Annotated in this window: 11 protein-coding genes; 7 read left to right on the top strand and 4 right to left on the bottom strand. The window is 74.2% G+C overall.

Annotation, left to right across the window (positions count from 1 at the left end):
• Nucleotides 1-247 precede the first annotated feature (247 nt).
• A complete protein-coding gene (locus ACIBQ8_RS02305) occupies nt 248-721 on the top strand; it encodes a GNAT family N-acetyltransferase (RefSeq protein WP_397190772.1) in 474 nt (157 codons plus the stop codon).
• A 13-nt stretch (nt 722-734) separates the two neighbouring features.
• On the opposite strand, the gene ACIBQ8_RS02300 is transcribed toward ACIBQ8_RS02305, so the two are convergent.
• Nucleotides 735-1,184 carry a DUF6789 family protein gene (locus tag ACIBQ8_RS02300; RefSeq protein ID WP_397168343.1) on the bottom strand — a complete coding sequence of 150 codons (450 nt, stop codon included), beginning with the start codon at nt 1,182-1,184 and terminating at the stop codon, nt 735-737.
• 123 nt (nt 1,185-1,307) lie between these two features.
• Here ACIBQ8_RS02300 and ACIBQ8_RS02295 point away from each other — a divergent pair, with 123 nt between their 5' ends.
• The gene (locus ACIBQ8_RS02295) at nt 1,308-2,945 is read left to right on the top strand and encodes a RecQ family ATP-dependent DNA helicase (RefSeq protein WP_397190771.1); all 1,638 of its coding nucleotides are present in this window, start codon (nt 1,308-1,310) and stop codon (nt 2,943-2,945) included.
• Here ACIBQ8_RS02295 and ACIBQ8_RS02290 read toward each other — a convergent pair.
• Nucleotides 2,942-3,418 carry a protein-tyrosine phosphatase family protein gene (locus tag ACIBQ8_RS02290; RefSeq protein ID WP_397190770.1) on the bottom strand — a complete coding sequence of 159 codons (477 nt, stop codon included), beginning with the start codon at nt 3,416-3,418 and terminating at the stop codon, nt 2,942-2,944. The genes ACIBQ8_RS02295 and ACIBQ8_RS02290 overlap by 4 nt on opposite strands.
• A gap of 29 nt (nt 3,419-3,447) precedes the next feature.
• Nucleotides 3,448-4,512 (bottom strand): serine hydrolase domain-containing protein, encoded by a 1,065-nt coding sequence (locus ACIBQ8_RS02285; protein ID WP_397168338.1) that lies wholly within the window; start codon nt 4,510-4,512, stop codon nt 3,448-3,450.
• A 245-nt stretch (nt 4,513-4,757) separates the two neighbouring features.
• Here ACIBQ8_RS02285 and ACIBQ8_RS02280 point away from each other — a divergent pair, with 245 nt between their 5' ends.
• The 4 genes from ACIBQ8_RS02280 to ACIBQ8_RS02265 all read left to right on the top strand — a co-directional run bounded on the left by ACIBQ8_RS02280 (nt 4,758) and on the right by ACIBQ8_RS02265 (nt 8,083).
• Nucleotides 4,758-5,522, top strand: a complete 765-nt coding sequence (locus ACIBQ8_RS02280; protein WP_397168336.1) for a S1 family peptidase — start codon at nt 4,758-4,760, stop codon at nt 5,520-5,522.
• 193 nt (nt 5,523-5,715) lie between these two features.
• Nucleotides 5,716-6,543: an MFS transporter gene (locus tag ACIBQ8_RS02275; protein ID WP_397190769.1), complete on the top strand. Its 828-nt coding sequence runs from the start codon at nt 5,716-5,718 to the stop codon at nt 6,541-6,543.
• 23 nt (nt 6,544-6,566) lie between these two features.
• Nucleotides 6,567-7,037, top strand: a complete 471-nt coding sequence (locus ACIBQ8_RS02270; RefSeq protein ID WP_397190768.1) for a hypothetical protein — start codon at nt 6,567-6,569, stop codon at nt 7,035-7,037.
• A 62-nt stretch (nt 7,038-7,099) separates the two neighbouring features.
• The gene (locus ACIBQ8_RS02265; protein WP_397190767.1) at nt 7,100-8,083 is read left to right on the top strand and encodes a BtrH N-terminal domain-containing protein; all 984 of its coding nucleotides are present in this window, start codon (nt 7,100-7,102) and stop codon (nt 8,081-8,083) included.
• 92 nt (nt 8,084-8,175) lie between these two features.
• Here ACIBQ8_RS02265 and ACIBQ8_RS02260 read toward each other — a convergent pair whose 3' ends face one another.
• Entirely contained in the window at nt 8,176-9,453 is a 1,278-nt protein-coding gene (locus ACIBQ8_RS02260) for an NAD(P)/FAD-dependent oxidoreductase (protein ID WP_397190766.1), read from the bottom strand.
• A gap of 179 nt (nt 9,454-9,632) precedes the next feature.
• On the opposite strand from ACIBQ8_RS02260, the gene ACIBQ8_RS02255 reads away from it, so the two are divergent.
• A complete protein-coding gene (locus ACIBQ8_RS02255) occupies nt 9,633-13,409 on the top strand; it encodes a protein kinase (protein ID WP_397190765.1) in 3,777 nt (1,258 codons plus the stop codon).

The following is a 13,409-nucleotide window of genomic DNA, read 5'->3' as shown; positions in this document are numbered from 1 at the left end:
AAGTTGTCGATCTTGGAACGCTCCAAGTTTAGGAAACTTTACTAACTCGGCCCTGAGGAGACATCGGAGGTGCGTGCACCCGTGGACAGACTTCCGCCGGAGATGTATGCCTGGAACAGACGGGAGGTCGGATCTGTGATCGTCACCCCTGGGCGGGAGGCCGGCGCCATGCGGCCCGGAAACCGACGTCAACGCTCGCCCCCGGCGGCTGGACAGCCCCGCGGCGATGCCGGGACGATACGTGATCATGGACCAGAACGACCCCCGGGAGCCGCGCCTGAGGCCGGCCGAGCCCGATGACCACGGCCGCATCGTCGCCGTGCTGGACGACTGGTGGGGACGGCCGATCAGCGCCGGGCTGCCGCGCCTGTTCCTCGACCACTTCCACCGCACCAGCCTGGTGGCCGAGGGCGGCGACGGCCTGGCCGGGTTCCTCGTCGGCATCCTGTCGCCCTCGACGCCCGGCCTGGCCTACGTGCACTTCGTCGGCGTCGCGCCGCGCCTGCGCGGCGGCGGCCTGGCCCGCCGCCTCTACCGGCGCTTCTTCGCGCTCGCCCTGGCCGACGGGCGCGACCGGGTCAGGGCGATCACCTCCCCGGCCAACAGCGCGTCCATCGCCTTCCACACCGCGATGGGCTTCACGGTCACCGGGCCCGTCCCCGACTACGACGGCCCCGGCGTCGACCGCGTCGTCTTCGAGCTGCGGCTCCCGCCACGATGACGGCCGCGCCCGCTCAGCGAGGGTCGGTACGGGCGTTGAGACGGTTCAGGGTCGTCGCGAGGGCCGAGCCGTAGACCACGTGCCCGAGGGCCATCACCGCGGGGCGGCCGGGCCGGTCGCGGGAGACCGGCGGCAGGATGTCCAGGCCCGGGATCCAGCCCTGGTAGCTGGCGAGCCAGATCGTCAGCGCGTACCCCACGCCCAGCGCGGACGGGGTGCGGCGCCCGCGGGCGAGCAGGCCGAACAGGGCTCCGGCGGTGACGCCGAACCCCAGGTGGGCCAGCGCCCCCACGACGCCCTCGCCCGGTTTGGGCCGGTGCCGGTGGCCCGGCAGCAACGCCCGCGCGATGCGTTTCGGCGGCTGGTCCTCCATCAGGCCCGCCCGGCTGCCGGCGAGCATCACCACGCTCATCGCCGCGGTCGCCACGGCGCCGCCCGCGGCGCCCTTCATGAGGTTGCGCATGCCAAGCCCGGTGCCCGGGACGGAACGCCGGAAACGGGCCGTGACCCGGAACACGGCCGGCGGCTGACATGGCGGCCGGCCGGCGGGGCAGGAGGAACCCTCTTCCCGACCAGAGAGGACCGGATGGGCGACACGGCGGCGGAATGCGAGCGGGTGGCCAGGCAGGCGCTCGGCCTGACCGACCTGCGGCCCGGCCAGCTCCGGGCGATGACGGCCCTGGCCGAGGGCAGGGACACGCTGGTGGTGATGCCCACCGGGAGCGGCAAGTCGGCGATCTACCAGGTGCCGGCGTTGCTGCTGCGCGGCCCGACCCTGGTGGTCTCGCCGCTCATCGCCCTGCAGCGCGACCAGGTCGAGGCCCTGCGCGACCGCGACGAGGAGGCGGTCAGCCTGGACGCGGGAACGCGGGCCGCCGAGCGGGCGGAGACCTTCCAGGCGCTGCGGGCGGGGGAGACGGAGTTCCTGTTCTGCGCGCCCGAGCAGCTCGCCCGTCCCGACGTCCTGCGGGAGCTGGCGGCCGCGGCCCCCTCGCTCATGGTGGTGGACGAGGCCCACTGCGTCTCGGCCTGGGGGCACGACTTCCGTCCCGACTACCTGCGGCTCGGCGCGGTGGCCGACGCGCTCGGCCGTCCGGTCGTCGCGGCGCTGACGGCGACCGCCGCCCCGCCGGTACGGGCGGAGATCGCCGAGCGGCTGGGCATGCGCGCGCCGGTGGAGATCGTCCAGGGGTTCGACCGGCCCAACATCTCGCTGGAGGTGCGCCGGGCGCTCGACGACCCCGCCGACGACATCGTCACGACCGTCGCGGCGGCGAAGAAGCCCGGCATCGTCTACACGAACTCGCGCAGGCAGACCACCCGCCTGAGCGAGCTGCTGACCGAGGCCGGCGTACGGGCCGCCGCCTACCACGCCGGGCTGCGCCGGGCCGAACGGGACACGGTGCACGACCGGTTCATGGCCGGTGACCTGGACGTCGTGGTCGCGACCAACGCCTTCGGCATGGGCATCGACAAACCGGACGTGCGATTCGTCCTGCACGCCGAGATCCCCGGCTCGCCGGACGCGTACTACCAGGAGATCGGCCGGGCGGGCCGGGACGGCGAGCCGGCCGACGCCGTGCTCTTCTACCGCCCCGAGGACCTGGGGGTGCAGCGCTTCTTCACCGGCGGGACGCCCGACGAGGAGCTGCTGGCGCGGGTCGCCGAGGCGGTCGCCGAGTCCGGCCCCGGCAGCGACCGCAAGGGCCTGGCCGAACGCGCCGGACTGTCGGCCCGGCGCCTGACGGCGCTGCTGGACCTGCTGGAGAGAGCCGGCGCGGTACGGCTCGGCACCCGCAAGGTCGACCCCGTGCCCGGCCTCGACCCCCGGGCGGCGGCGAGCCGCGCCAGGGAGCTGGCCGAGCGCCGCCGCGACGTCGACCGCAGCCGGCTGGAGATGATGCGCCGCTACGCCGAGACCACCGACTGCCGCCGGCGTTTCCTGCTCGGCTACTTCGGCGAGGAGCTCGCCGGCACCTGCGGCAACTGCGACACCTGCCGCGCCGGGACCGCCGAGCAGACGTCCCCGGAGGGCGGCCCCTTCCCGCTGCACGCCCGGGTGGAACACCGGGCGTGGGGGCCCGGCCAGGTCATCCAGCGCGGCGAGGACCGCCTGACCGTCCTGTTCGAGGACGCCGGATACCGAGAGCTCCAGCTCGACGTGGTCCTCGAAGAGGGCCTGCTCACCGAGATCCGGACCAGCGGGACACGCGGACCGGCCTAGCACCGCGCCGGGCCCGGGAAACGCAGGATCCAGCGGCGTTGCCACGGCGTCTCGACCGCCCGGGGGTGGTGGTGCTCGCGCGTCCAGGCGACGGCGTCGGCCGGGTCGAGACCGGCCAGGACGGCGAGGCAGGCGACGACCGTGCCGGTGCGGCCCACGCCGCCCCCGCAGGCCACCTCGACCGCCTCGCCCGCCCGCGCCCGCCGGTGCAGGTCGCGGATCCCCTCCACGGCCGCGTCCCGGTCGCGGGGCAGCAGGAAGTCGGGCCACTCGATCCACGCGTGCGGCCAGCGCAGCCCGTCCTCGTGGCGGCGGGTGAGCCGCGCCGACCCGAGGTAGAGGCCGAAGCCGGGCGCCGGGCCGTCCGGCAGCGGGTGGCGCAGGCCCCGGCCGCGGATCCAGGAGCCGTCCGGCAGCCGGAAGGCGCCCGTGAGCGGCGGCTCGCCCGTCGTGCGTTCCGTCGGAGTCGTCACGGATCCTCCTGGTGCTCTCAGGGGCCGGCTCAGCCCGCGGTCCCGCAGAATACCTTGACGGCCATGCCCATGATCTCCGCCGTGGACGGGTTCCTGGTCGAGGGGTTGAGCGACAGGGTCAGCGACTTGCCGGAGTCCGAGCGGAACGCGAACGTCAGGTAGCCGATCAGCTCCCCGCTGTGCCCCCACACCGTGCCGCACGGCAGCGCGTACGCCTGCAGCCCGAGCCCGTAGCGGAACCCGGCGCCCGTCTCGACGGTCGTGCGCATGGCCTTCAGGGACGCGGCGCTGGTGAGCCTGCCGCCCAGCAGGGCCGACATGAACCGCTCCAGGTCCGCTGCGGTCGAGATCATCTCGCCGGCGGCCCAGTCCAGCGAGGGGTTCATCCGGGTGGCGTCCACGAGGCCGGGCATCGGCTCGTACCCCTTGGCGTGGGGGGAGGGCAGGCCCGCCCGGTCGCCGGGGACCAGCGTGTGGCGCAGGCCCAGCGGGCGCAGGATCCGGCGGGCGACCTCCTCGCCGTACGTGCGGCCGGTCAGCTTCTCCACCAGCAGGCCGAGCACCACGTAGTTGGTGTTGGAGTAGTGCCATCTGCCGTCGTCGGGGAGCTTCTTGGCGAAGGCCACCTTGAGCAGCTCGCCCGGCCGGTAGGAGCGGAAGCGGGCCTCGCCGCGCCAGCGGTTGGTGGAGTAGCCGGGCTCGCTCATGTAGTCGTACAGGTGGCTGGTGTGGTCGAGGAGGCCGCGGACCGTGATCCGGTCGCCGCCGGGCACCAGGCCGGGCAGGTGGTCGCCGATCGGGTCGTCCAGCTTCAGTTTGCCCTCGTCCACGAGCTGGAGCACCACGGTGGCGACGAAGGTCTTGGTCACGCTGCCGATCCGGAAGTAGCCGCCAGGCGAGGGGCGTCCGCCGCGCTCGACGTCGCGGACGCCCGCCGAGCCGGACCAGGTGCCGCGCTCGTCGGTGACCCGGGCGAGGGCCGCCGTCGCGCCCTTCCCCGCCACGATCCCGGCCAGCTCCTTGCCCACTCCGGCGCCCGGCGCGCCCGCCGCCATCGTGGCCGCCACCAGCACGTTCATCATCGTCTGCATCATGCGGTCAACGTTAGGAAGATCGGCCGTACGGCGGAATGCGGTGCTCCGCCCAGTCCTGCTGCGGAAAACCACAGCCCGTCGTGAGGGGGGTTGTCCCTACCTCGGGTTGGCGTGCTGGCGTACTGATGCGGGCGAATTCTTCGCAGATAGCGTGTTTTCATCGTAATCACGCACTGAAATGGATAAATCAGTTGTTTAGTAGGAAATCCCTGGATCGTGTCCTGGGTCGTTCCGCCGTCGTCGCCGTGGCGGGCGCGGCCTGCCTCGCCGTCACCGCCGGCGGCGCCGGGGCGATCGTCAACGGCGGGAAGGCCACGGAGGCGTACCCGTTCATGGCCTCGATCCCGATCTCGGCCCCGGCCATGGGGCTCACGGACGGCGTGTGCGGAGCGGCGCTGATCGCGCCGCAGTGGGTGGTGACCGCGGCCCACTGCCTGGACATGGGGATCGGGTCGATCCCGAAGGGGACCGTCCGCGTCGGCAGCGACCAGCGCAAGTCCGGCGGGGAGGTACGCGAGATCGCCCAGGCCGTGCTCCACCCCCGCTACTCCCAGAACACGCCCAACAGGAACGACATCGCCCTGGTCCGCCTGGACCGTCCCGTCACCCAGAAGCCCGTCCCGATCGCCGCGCGGCCGGGGCGGCCCGGCACCCCGACCCGGATCATCGGCTTCGGCGTCACCGAGTCCAAGCCCGACCCGGCCGACTGGAAGATGTCCCCGCGGCTCAACCAGCTCGACACGCGCCGAGGCGCCCCGTCCGAGTGCGGGCCCGGATACGCGAGCGGCACCCGCCTGTGCACGGTCAGCCGGGTGCCCAAGGCGATGGCGTGCAACGGCGACTCCGGCTCCCCGCAGCTTCAGCGGGGCAGGAACGGCCGGTGGGAGCTCATCGGGGTCACCTCCGGGCCCGGGGCCAAGAGCCCGTCCTGCGCGGAAGGCCCTGGCCTGTACACCAGCGTGCCGGCGTACGCGGAGTGGCTCGACCGGACGATGCGCGCCTACAGCTGACCGGCGGGGCTGCACCGGCGGTTGAGGGCCGCCCGCCCGGTGGCCCGGCGCCGCCCGCCGCAACCGGCGCGAAGCTTCCGGGAGCGGTTCAACGACGGCCTTGAAGTCATGAGAACCGAAACGGGCCCGCGCACGGGACACCGCCCCCGCCCCCACTACCGCCACCGCACGCCCGCATGGCGCAGGCGCGCGGATGAGCCGCGCGCAGGACGTCCCCGCCACCTGGCGGGAGCTGCTGGGACGGGAACATCTCGGGGCCGCCGTCGTGACGGCCGGGGGAGTGCTCGCCGGCGCGATCAACATCTACCTGGCGGCCGGGCTGCTGCCGACGGCGGTGGCCGAGCTCGGCGGGGCGAGCTTCTACGCCTGGAACATGACGGTCTACCTGGTCGCCATGGTGATCGCCACCATGCTCACCGCCCGGTCGCTGTCGGCGTGGGGGACCGTCGGCTCCTATCTGGCCGGGTTCGCCACCTTCACCGCGGGCTCGCTGGCCTGCGCGGTGAGCCCGGCGATGGCGGTGCTGCTGGTGTCGCGCGGGGTGCAGGGGCTCGGTGCGGGGCTGCTGTCGGGGCTCGGGTTCGCCGTCGTCCGGTCGGCCCTGCCGGCCCGGCTCTGGACGCGCGGCGCCGCGCTCATGTCGGCGATGTACGGCGTCGGCAACTTCGCCGGACCGGCGCTCGGCGGGCTGTTCGCGCAGTTCGGGGCGTGGCGGCCGGCGTTCGCGGCGACGGCGGTGATCGGGGCGGGCTGCGGCCTGGTCGTCCCGCGGGCCCTGCGCGGCCGGGGCGACGCGCCGCGCGACGGCGGTGCCGGCCGGGTGCGGGCGCCGGTGGGCTCGTCGATGCTGGTGACGGCGGTCGCGGGGGCGGTGAGCGTGGCGGCGGTGGTCGCCGGCACGCTCGCCAAGACCGCCGTCCTGGCGGTGGCGCTGGTGGCGGCCGTGGGGTTCGTCGCGCACGAGCGGCGCAGCGAGCACAGGGTCCTCCGGCGGAGACCTACCGGCGGGGTTCGCCGCTGAAGTGGGTCTACCTGACGATCGGGGTGCTGGCCTTCGGCGTCGCGGTCGAGTCGTTCCTGCCGCTGTTCGCGCAGCGGCTGGCCGGCCCGCTGCTGCTCGCGGGCGGTCTGCTCGTCCAGGGGCTGGTGCAGCGTACGGACCCGCCTGGATGGCTGGTGCCGGCCTGGGCGCCGGTGCTGTTCGCGGCCGGCGCGGGGATCGGCCTGGCCTACCCGCACCTGTCCGTGGCCGTGCTGACCGGCACGCCCGACCCGGCCGAAGGCGGCCGGGCGGCCGCGGCGATCGCCACCGTGACCAGCCTGTCCGTCGCGTTCGGCACGGCGGTCGCCGGCATCCTGGTCAACCTCGGCGCCGCCTCCATGCTCGACTCGGCCCGGTACGTGCTGTTCGGCTTCGCGGCCCTCTGCGCGACCGGCGCCCTCACCGCCCACCGGGCCGCGCGGCGGGAGCGGGACGATGGACTCTCCCCCCGTGGGAGGCGGCAGGCTGCCTGACGGGGCCGGTCCGGCCGGCGGCCCCGCGCCAGGCGATCGGACCGGCCAGAGGAGAGCGACGCATGACCATCGTGGAAGGCATCGAGGCTCGCGGCATGGAGCACTGCGAGACGACGGCGCTGGGGGTGCTGCTGCGCCACCAGGGGCTCGACCTGTCCGAGCCCATGCTGTTCGGGCTCGGCTCGGGCCTGTCCTTCGTCTACTGGGACGCCAAGGGCATGGACGTCCCGTTCCTGGGCGGCCGGGTCAAGCCGTTCGAGCTCACCAGGAACCTGGCCACAAGGCTCGGACTGACCCTGGACGTGGCCGAGACCGGCTCGTCCCGCAAGGCCTGGGAGAACGTGGCCGCCCGCATCGACGGCGGCCTGCCGGTCGGCCTCCAGCTCGACAGCTACCATTTGGACTACTTCAGCTCGAAAGTCCACTTCGGCGGCCACGTCGTCGCGATGTACGGCTACGACGAGCGGCAGGCGTACCTGGTGGACACCGCGCAACAGGGCGGCGCGGTGCGGACGAGCCGGGACGCCCTGGCCGCGGCGCGGGCCGAGCGCGGCCCGATGACGGCCAGGAACCGGTCCTTCACCCTCACCCTGCCGAGTAGGCCACCCGCCTGGCGGGACCAGGTCGTCCCGGCGATCAGGGCGTGCGCCGAGGCGTTCCTCGCCGCGCCCATCGCCAACCTGGGACACCGCGGCATCGACAAGGCCGCCCGCCTGGTGCCCAGGTGGCTGGACCGGGTGGCCGAGCCCGCGCGTGACCTGCCGCCGGCCGCCCTCCTCATGGAGAAGGGCGGCACCGGCGGCGGCCTGTTCCGCGCCCTCTACCGGGACTTCCTCGGCGAGTGCGCCGCATTCGTCAACGACGACCGCCTGCGCGCCGGCCACCGCCTGTACGCCGAGGCCGCCGCCCTGTGGACGGACGTGGCCGCCCTGCTCGCCAAGGCCGGCGAGGGCCGCGAGGCGGCGTGCCTGGACCAGGCCGGGGCCGTCCTGCACGACCTCGCGCGCATCGAACGGGACGCCATGCAGACCCTGCGCGACCTGTGACAGCGGGCCCGGGCCGCCTAGGCGCTCTGCGCGACCTGTGACCACGGGCCCGGGCCGCCTAGGCGCTCTGCGCGACCTGTGACCGCGTACCGCTAGAGCGCCGCCCGGTCGAGGGCGGCCAGGCTGTCGGCGCGCAGCGACCGAAGGTCGCCGAGCACGGCGTCGGCCGCGCGCCGCCCGGACACCAGCGCCCCCTGCAGGGAGCCGGTGTCGCGGTGGTCGCCGCACACGTACAGGCCGGCCCGCAGCCGCACCGGCCTGCGCAGCGGGTACGGCGGCCGCATCGCCGGCAGCGCCGCCGGCACCTGGTACGTCGCCACGTGCTCCCAGCCGGACGTGTCGCCGTAGATCTCGGTCAGGCGGCGGCGGACCGGGCGTTCGTCGTCGGCCAGGCCCAGGACCGACGTGGACACCAGCGCCCGCCCGTCGGCGGAGTACCCGGGCGCCGCGTCGGTGAGCACCAGCGTGTCGGTGACGGCCCCCGTGGCGTCCACGACCTGGATCGGCTCGCGCATGGGGGAGCGGGGCGCGGCGTGGTAGAAGGTGGTCACCGCGCGCATCTCCGGCGTCTCGATCTCGCTCAGCAGGCGGCCCGCGGCCCCCGGGTCGGCGGCCACCACCACGGCCCGCCCCCCGACCGTGGCGCCGTCGGCGAGCCGCACGCCGCCGGGGCTCACCTCGGTGACGCGGGCGCCGAGCGTGACGGTGCCCGGCGGCAGCCGGTCGGCGAGCCGGCGCGGGATCTCGCCCATGCCCAGGGCGGGCACCGCGATGGTGCCGCGCGCGAACGACCGCCAGAACAGGTGGAAGATCCGGCTGGAGGTCTCCAGGTCGCGTTCCAGGAGCACCCCGGCCAGGAAGGGACGCATCAGGCAGTCGATCATCCTCTCCGACATGCCCCAGGCGCGCAGCTCGTCGTCGGTGCGCCGGTCGGGCCCGCCGCGCAGCCGGGACGCGGGCAGCACCAGGTCGCGGGCCGTGAGGGCGGCCAGCACGGCGTCGTCGCGCGGCGTGCCGAGGCCGGTCAGCAGCCCGCTCAGCGCGTGCCGGGGATGCCGCCACGGCAGCATCACCCTGGCCCGGGCCCGCGTCCCCTGGACGATCACGCCCGAGGCGAACGGGCGCAGGTCGAGCGCGTCCAGGTCGAGCAGCCGGCGGGCCTCGGGGTAGGCGGTGTTGAACACCTGGTAGCCGCGGTCCAGCCGGAACCCGTCCACGACGTCGGTGCGCACCCGGCCGCCCACCCCGTCGGACGCCTCCAGCACCCGTACCGGCACGCCGGCCTCGTGCAGCCGCACCGCGCAGGCCAGCCCCGCCATCCCGGCCCCCACGACGATGACGGCCCCCGCCGTTCTCCGCTCGTTGTCCATGCCAGGGGCCCTACCCGCGACCTCGCAGCTCAGACCCGGCGACCGTACGGCGACCATGATCCGGTGGGGGCGTACGGCGGCGGACGGGGCCGCCGGCGCGTACGGTACTCGCGGGGGAACCGGGGATCCGGCGCCCTCGTTTGTCCCAGGGGATCTGCTCCGCCGAACGAGGGGTGAGAATGCTGAGGGTTCCTCTCAAGGGCTCCTTCCGCTACATCCACGAGCCGCTGCGCCACGACGAGCAGTCGATGCCGCTGCTGGGGAACGCCGAGCTCGTCGACGAGCTGAACCAGCGGCTCCACTGGTCGCGCGGAGGCACGTTCCTCATCACCGGATTCCGCGGCGTGGGCAAGAGCACGGTCGTCATGCGCGCGGTGGCGGAGATCGCCGCCGGCCGCCCCCGCGACGAGCTGGTCGTGCCGGTCTCGCTGAACGTCGCCCGTCCCATGACCCCCGACCAGCTGCTCTTCGCCGTGGTCCGGCGGACCTACGAGACGCTGCAGGACCGGCGGGTGCTGCAACGCCTCGACGCGGCCGCGCGGCGCGCGTTGCTGCTCGCGCACGTGCGCACCTCGTTCGGGCTCAAGCAGACGCAGACGGACTCCTCCGAGCGCACGGCGACGTTCAACGTCGGCATGGGCCCGGCGGCCAAGAAGCTGACCGGGCCGGCCGGCTGGCTGAGCCCCAGCGGCAGCCTGTCCGGCAAGCGCACCCACGCCCTGGGGCTGGAGGCCTCCTACCTCACCTACTCCGAGACCGACGTCGAGCACGACCTGGCGCGCATCATCAACCTGCTGGCCCGGCAGCCGGCGCGGCGGCGCGGATGGCGCCGCTGGTCCCGCGGGCCGCGGCGGGTCCATCTGATCATCGTGCTGGACGAGGTGGACAAGCTCACCGCGAGCCCGTCCGGCCTCGACGAGATCGAACGGCTGCTGGGCAGCCTGAAGAACACGCTCACCACGCAGGGCGCGCACTTCCTCGTGGTGGCCGGCCCCGACCTGCACGACCACGTGGTCAGGGACACCGGCCGGGGCAACAGCGTCTACGAAAGCGTCTTCGCCTGGCGCTGTTACGTCCCCTGCTCCTGGGAGGCGCCCGGCCGCCTGCTGGAGGCGGTGCTCGACGAGCGGCCGGCCGAGTTCGAGCAACTGGCCCGCTACCTCCGCTTCAAGGCGCGCGGCATCCCCCGCCGGCTGCTCCAGGAGTTCGGCGAGCTGGTCAGGTGGGAGGGCGAGCGGCCGTTCCTGGTCATCGGCGACCAGGACGAGCAGCGCGTCGCGTTCTACGCCCGGCTGGAGGAGCTGCTGGAGCTGTTCTTCCGGCAGAGCGGCCAGGACCGGCTGTTCCGGGTGCCGATCGACGAGGACCGGTGGCGGCTCACCGGCTACTACATCGTGGACTGGATCCTGCGCAGGCAGGGCGACACGTTCACCGCGCTCGACATCGTCGGCTCGGCCGAGCAGCCCGAGCTCGACCCGCTGCTGCACGTCGGACGGGCCGGCGTCGACCGGCTGCTGCTGCACCTGGAGGTGCACGGCGTGCTGACCGTGGCCCGCGACCCCGGCAGGCCGGACGCGACGAACTACGGCGGGGACGCCGACGCGCGGCTGGTGTCGTACAAGCTCGCCGACGGGCTGAAGAACACCCTGCTCGGCATCGCCCTGGGCAACGAGGGCGAACGGGCCGCGCTCGACATGTTCCTGCGCGTCCCGTCCCGCGACGTCACGGTGGTCCCCACGCGGCAGGCGAGCCCGGAGCCGGCCGGGGTCGAGTCGGTGCTGCGGACCGTCGGCACCCGGTACGAGCTGGTCGAGTTCATCGGCGAGGGCGGCCAGAGCACCGTCTACCGCGGACGGGACATCGTGCTGGCCCGGGACGTGGCGGTGAAGGTGCCACGCCGCTTCCCGTCCGGCACCCCCCACGGGGAGGCGCGGCTGCGCAGGGAGGCCGCCATCGCCATCCAGCTCGACCACCCCAGGATCGTGCGCACCTACGACGTCGCCCTCGACGACGAGGGCCGGCCGATCCTGGTGATGGAGCTGGTCGAAGGGCGCACGCTCAGCGAGGTCGTGCGCCAGCAGGGCCCGCTGAGCCCCGCCGACGCCGTCCGCCTGGGCGTCCAGATCGCCGAGGCGCTCACCTACCTGGACGGCCGCCGGGTCACCCGCATCGACCTCAAACCGTCGAACATCATGATGAAACCGTCGAAGGACGCCGTCATCGTCGACTTCGGCATCGCCAAGAGCAGGGAGGCGGCCGAGATCACCAGCCCCGGCGACTCCATCGTCGGGACGCCCGCGTACATGTCGCCCGAGGCCGTGCGGAACGAGGTGGTGGACGTCAGGTCCGACCTCTACTCGCTCGGCGTGCTCCTGTACTTCTCGCTGACCGGGCAGTCGCCGTACCCGGGCGAGAGCAGCATCCCCGCCGTCATCGCGGCGATCCTGGGCGGGCGGGTCGACCTGTCGGCGCTGACCGGCCTGCCGCACCTGCGGGAGATCATCGCCAGGGCGACGGCGAGCCGGCCGGACGACCGCTTCCAGCACCCCGCCGACCTGCTGGCCGCCCTGGCCGGCACCCCCGAGGGCCGGGCGCTCCACCTGCCGGACACGCCCGGTCCCGTCCGGCGGCCCGAGGAGGCAACCGTCCCGCTGCCGGACGTCGCCCGGGACGACGTGCAGGTCTACGGCGTCGACTGCAAGAAGGGACACTTCAACGATCCCCGCGTGGCCGCCTGCGCAGTGTGCGGACGCGCGCTCAAGCGCACGCTGGTGCCGCACAAGGGCCCCCGCCCGCCGCTCGGGACGCTCGTCCTCGACGACGGGACGACGCTCCGGCTCGACGCCACCTACCTGCTCGGCCGCTCGCCGGAGACGGCCCCCGAGGTGGTCGCCGGCCGGGCCCGCCCGGTCAAGCTGGCCGACCCCGAGAGCACGGTCTCCCGCCACCACCTGCGGGTCAAGCTCGACGGCTGGGACGTCAACGTGATCGACCTGGGCTCGGCCCACGGCACCCGCCTGCGCATCCCCGGCGAGGCCGCGGCCCACGACCTCCCGCCGGACGAGCCGGTGACGATCCGGCCCGGCGCCACCGTCACCCTCGGCCGGTCGCGCTGGATGCGCCTGGAGAACGAGCAGCCGGGCGCGCCGGCCGACGGCCCGCGCGGTGACCGCATCGGCCCCTACCGGCTGCTGCGCAGGCTGGGCGAGGGCGGCACCGGCGTGGTGCACCTCGCCGTCGATCCGGGCGGCAGGCAGGTGGCGATCAAGGCGCTGCGTCCCGAGGTGGCCGGCGACACCCTCGCCCGGCGGCGCCTGGCCCAAGAGGTCGAGGCGATGCGCCTGGTCCGCGACGACCACGTGGCCGAGGTCCTCGACGTGGACGTGACCGGCGACCCGCCCTACATCGTGACCCGGTACGTGCCCGGCGTCTCCCTGACCGAGCTGGTCGGCAGGGACGGGCCGCTGGAGGTCGCCGCCCTGATCCGCGTGGCGAAGGGCATGGCGCAGGCGCTGGCCGCCATGCACGCGGCGGGGGTCGTCCACCGCGACCTGAAGCCGAGCAACGTGCTGCTGGTGGACGGCGACCCCGTCGTGATCGACCTGGGCATCGCCCAGGCCGTCGACTCCACCAGGCTCACCATGACGGGCATGTTCGTCGGCACCCCCGGCTACCTCTCACCGGAGATCATCTCGGGGGAGCGGGCGGGGCCGCCGGCCGACGTGCACGCCTGGGGCGCCGTGCTGCTCTTCGCGGCCACCGGCCGGCCCCCCTTCGGCACGGGCTCGTTCGAGATGATCTTCTACAACATCGTGGAGAGCCGGGCCGACGTGGAGGCGGCTCCCGTCCTGCTGCGCCCGCTGCTGACCGGCGCCCTGGCCAAGGACCCCGCCCTGCGGCCGACCGCGGCCGAGCTGATCGGCCGCCTGGCCGAGCTGGAGAGGGACCCGGCCTGA

It is taken from the genome of Nonomuraea sp. NPDC049646 (assembly GCF_044465525.1).
GTDB lineage: Bacteria > Actinomycetota > Actinomycetes > Streptosporangiales > Streptosporangiaceae > Nonomuraea.
Note: the sequence above shows the minus strand (reverse complement) of the source record. Positions and strands in the feature narration are given on the sequence as shown.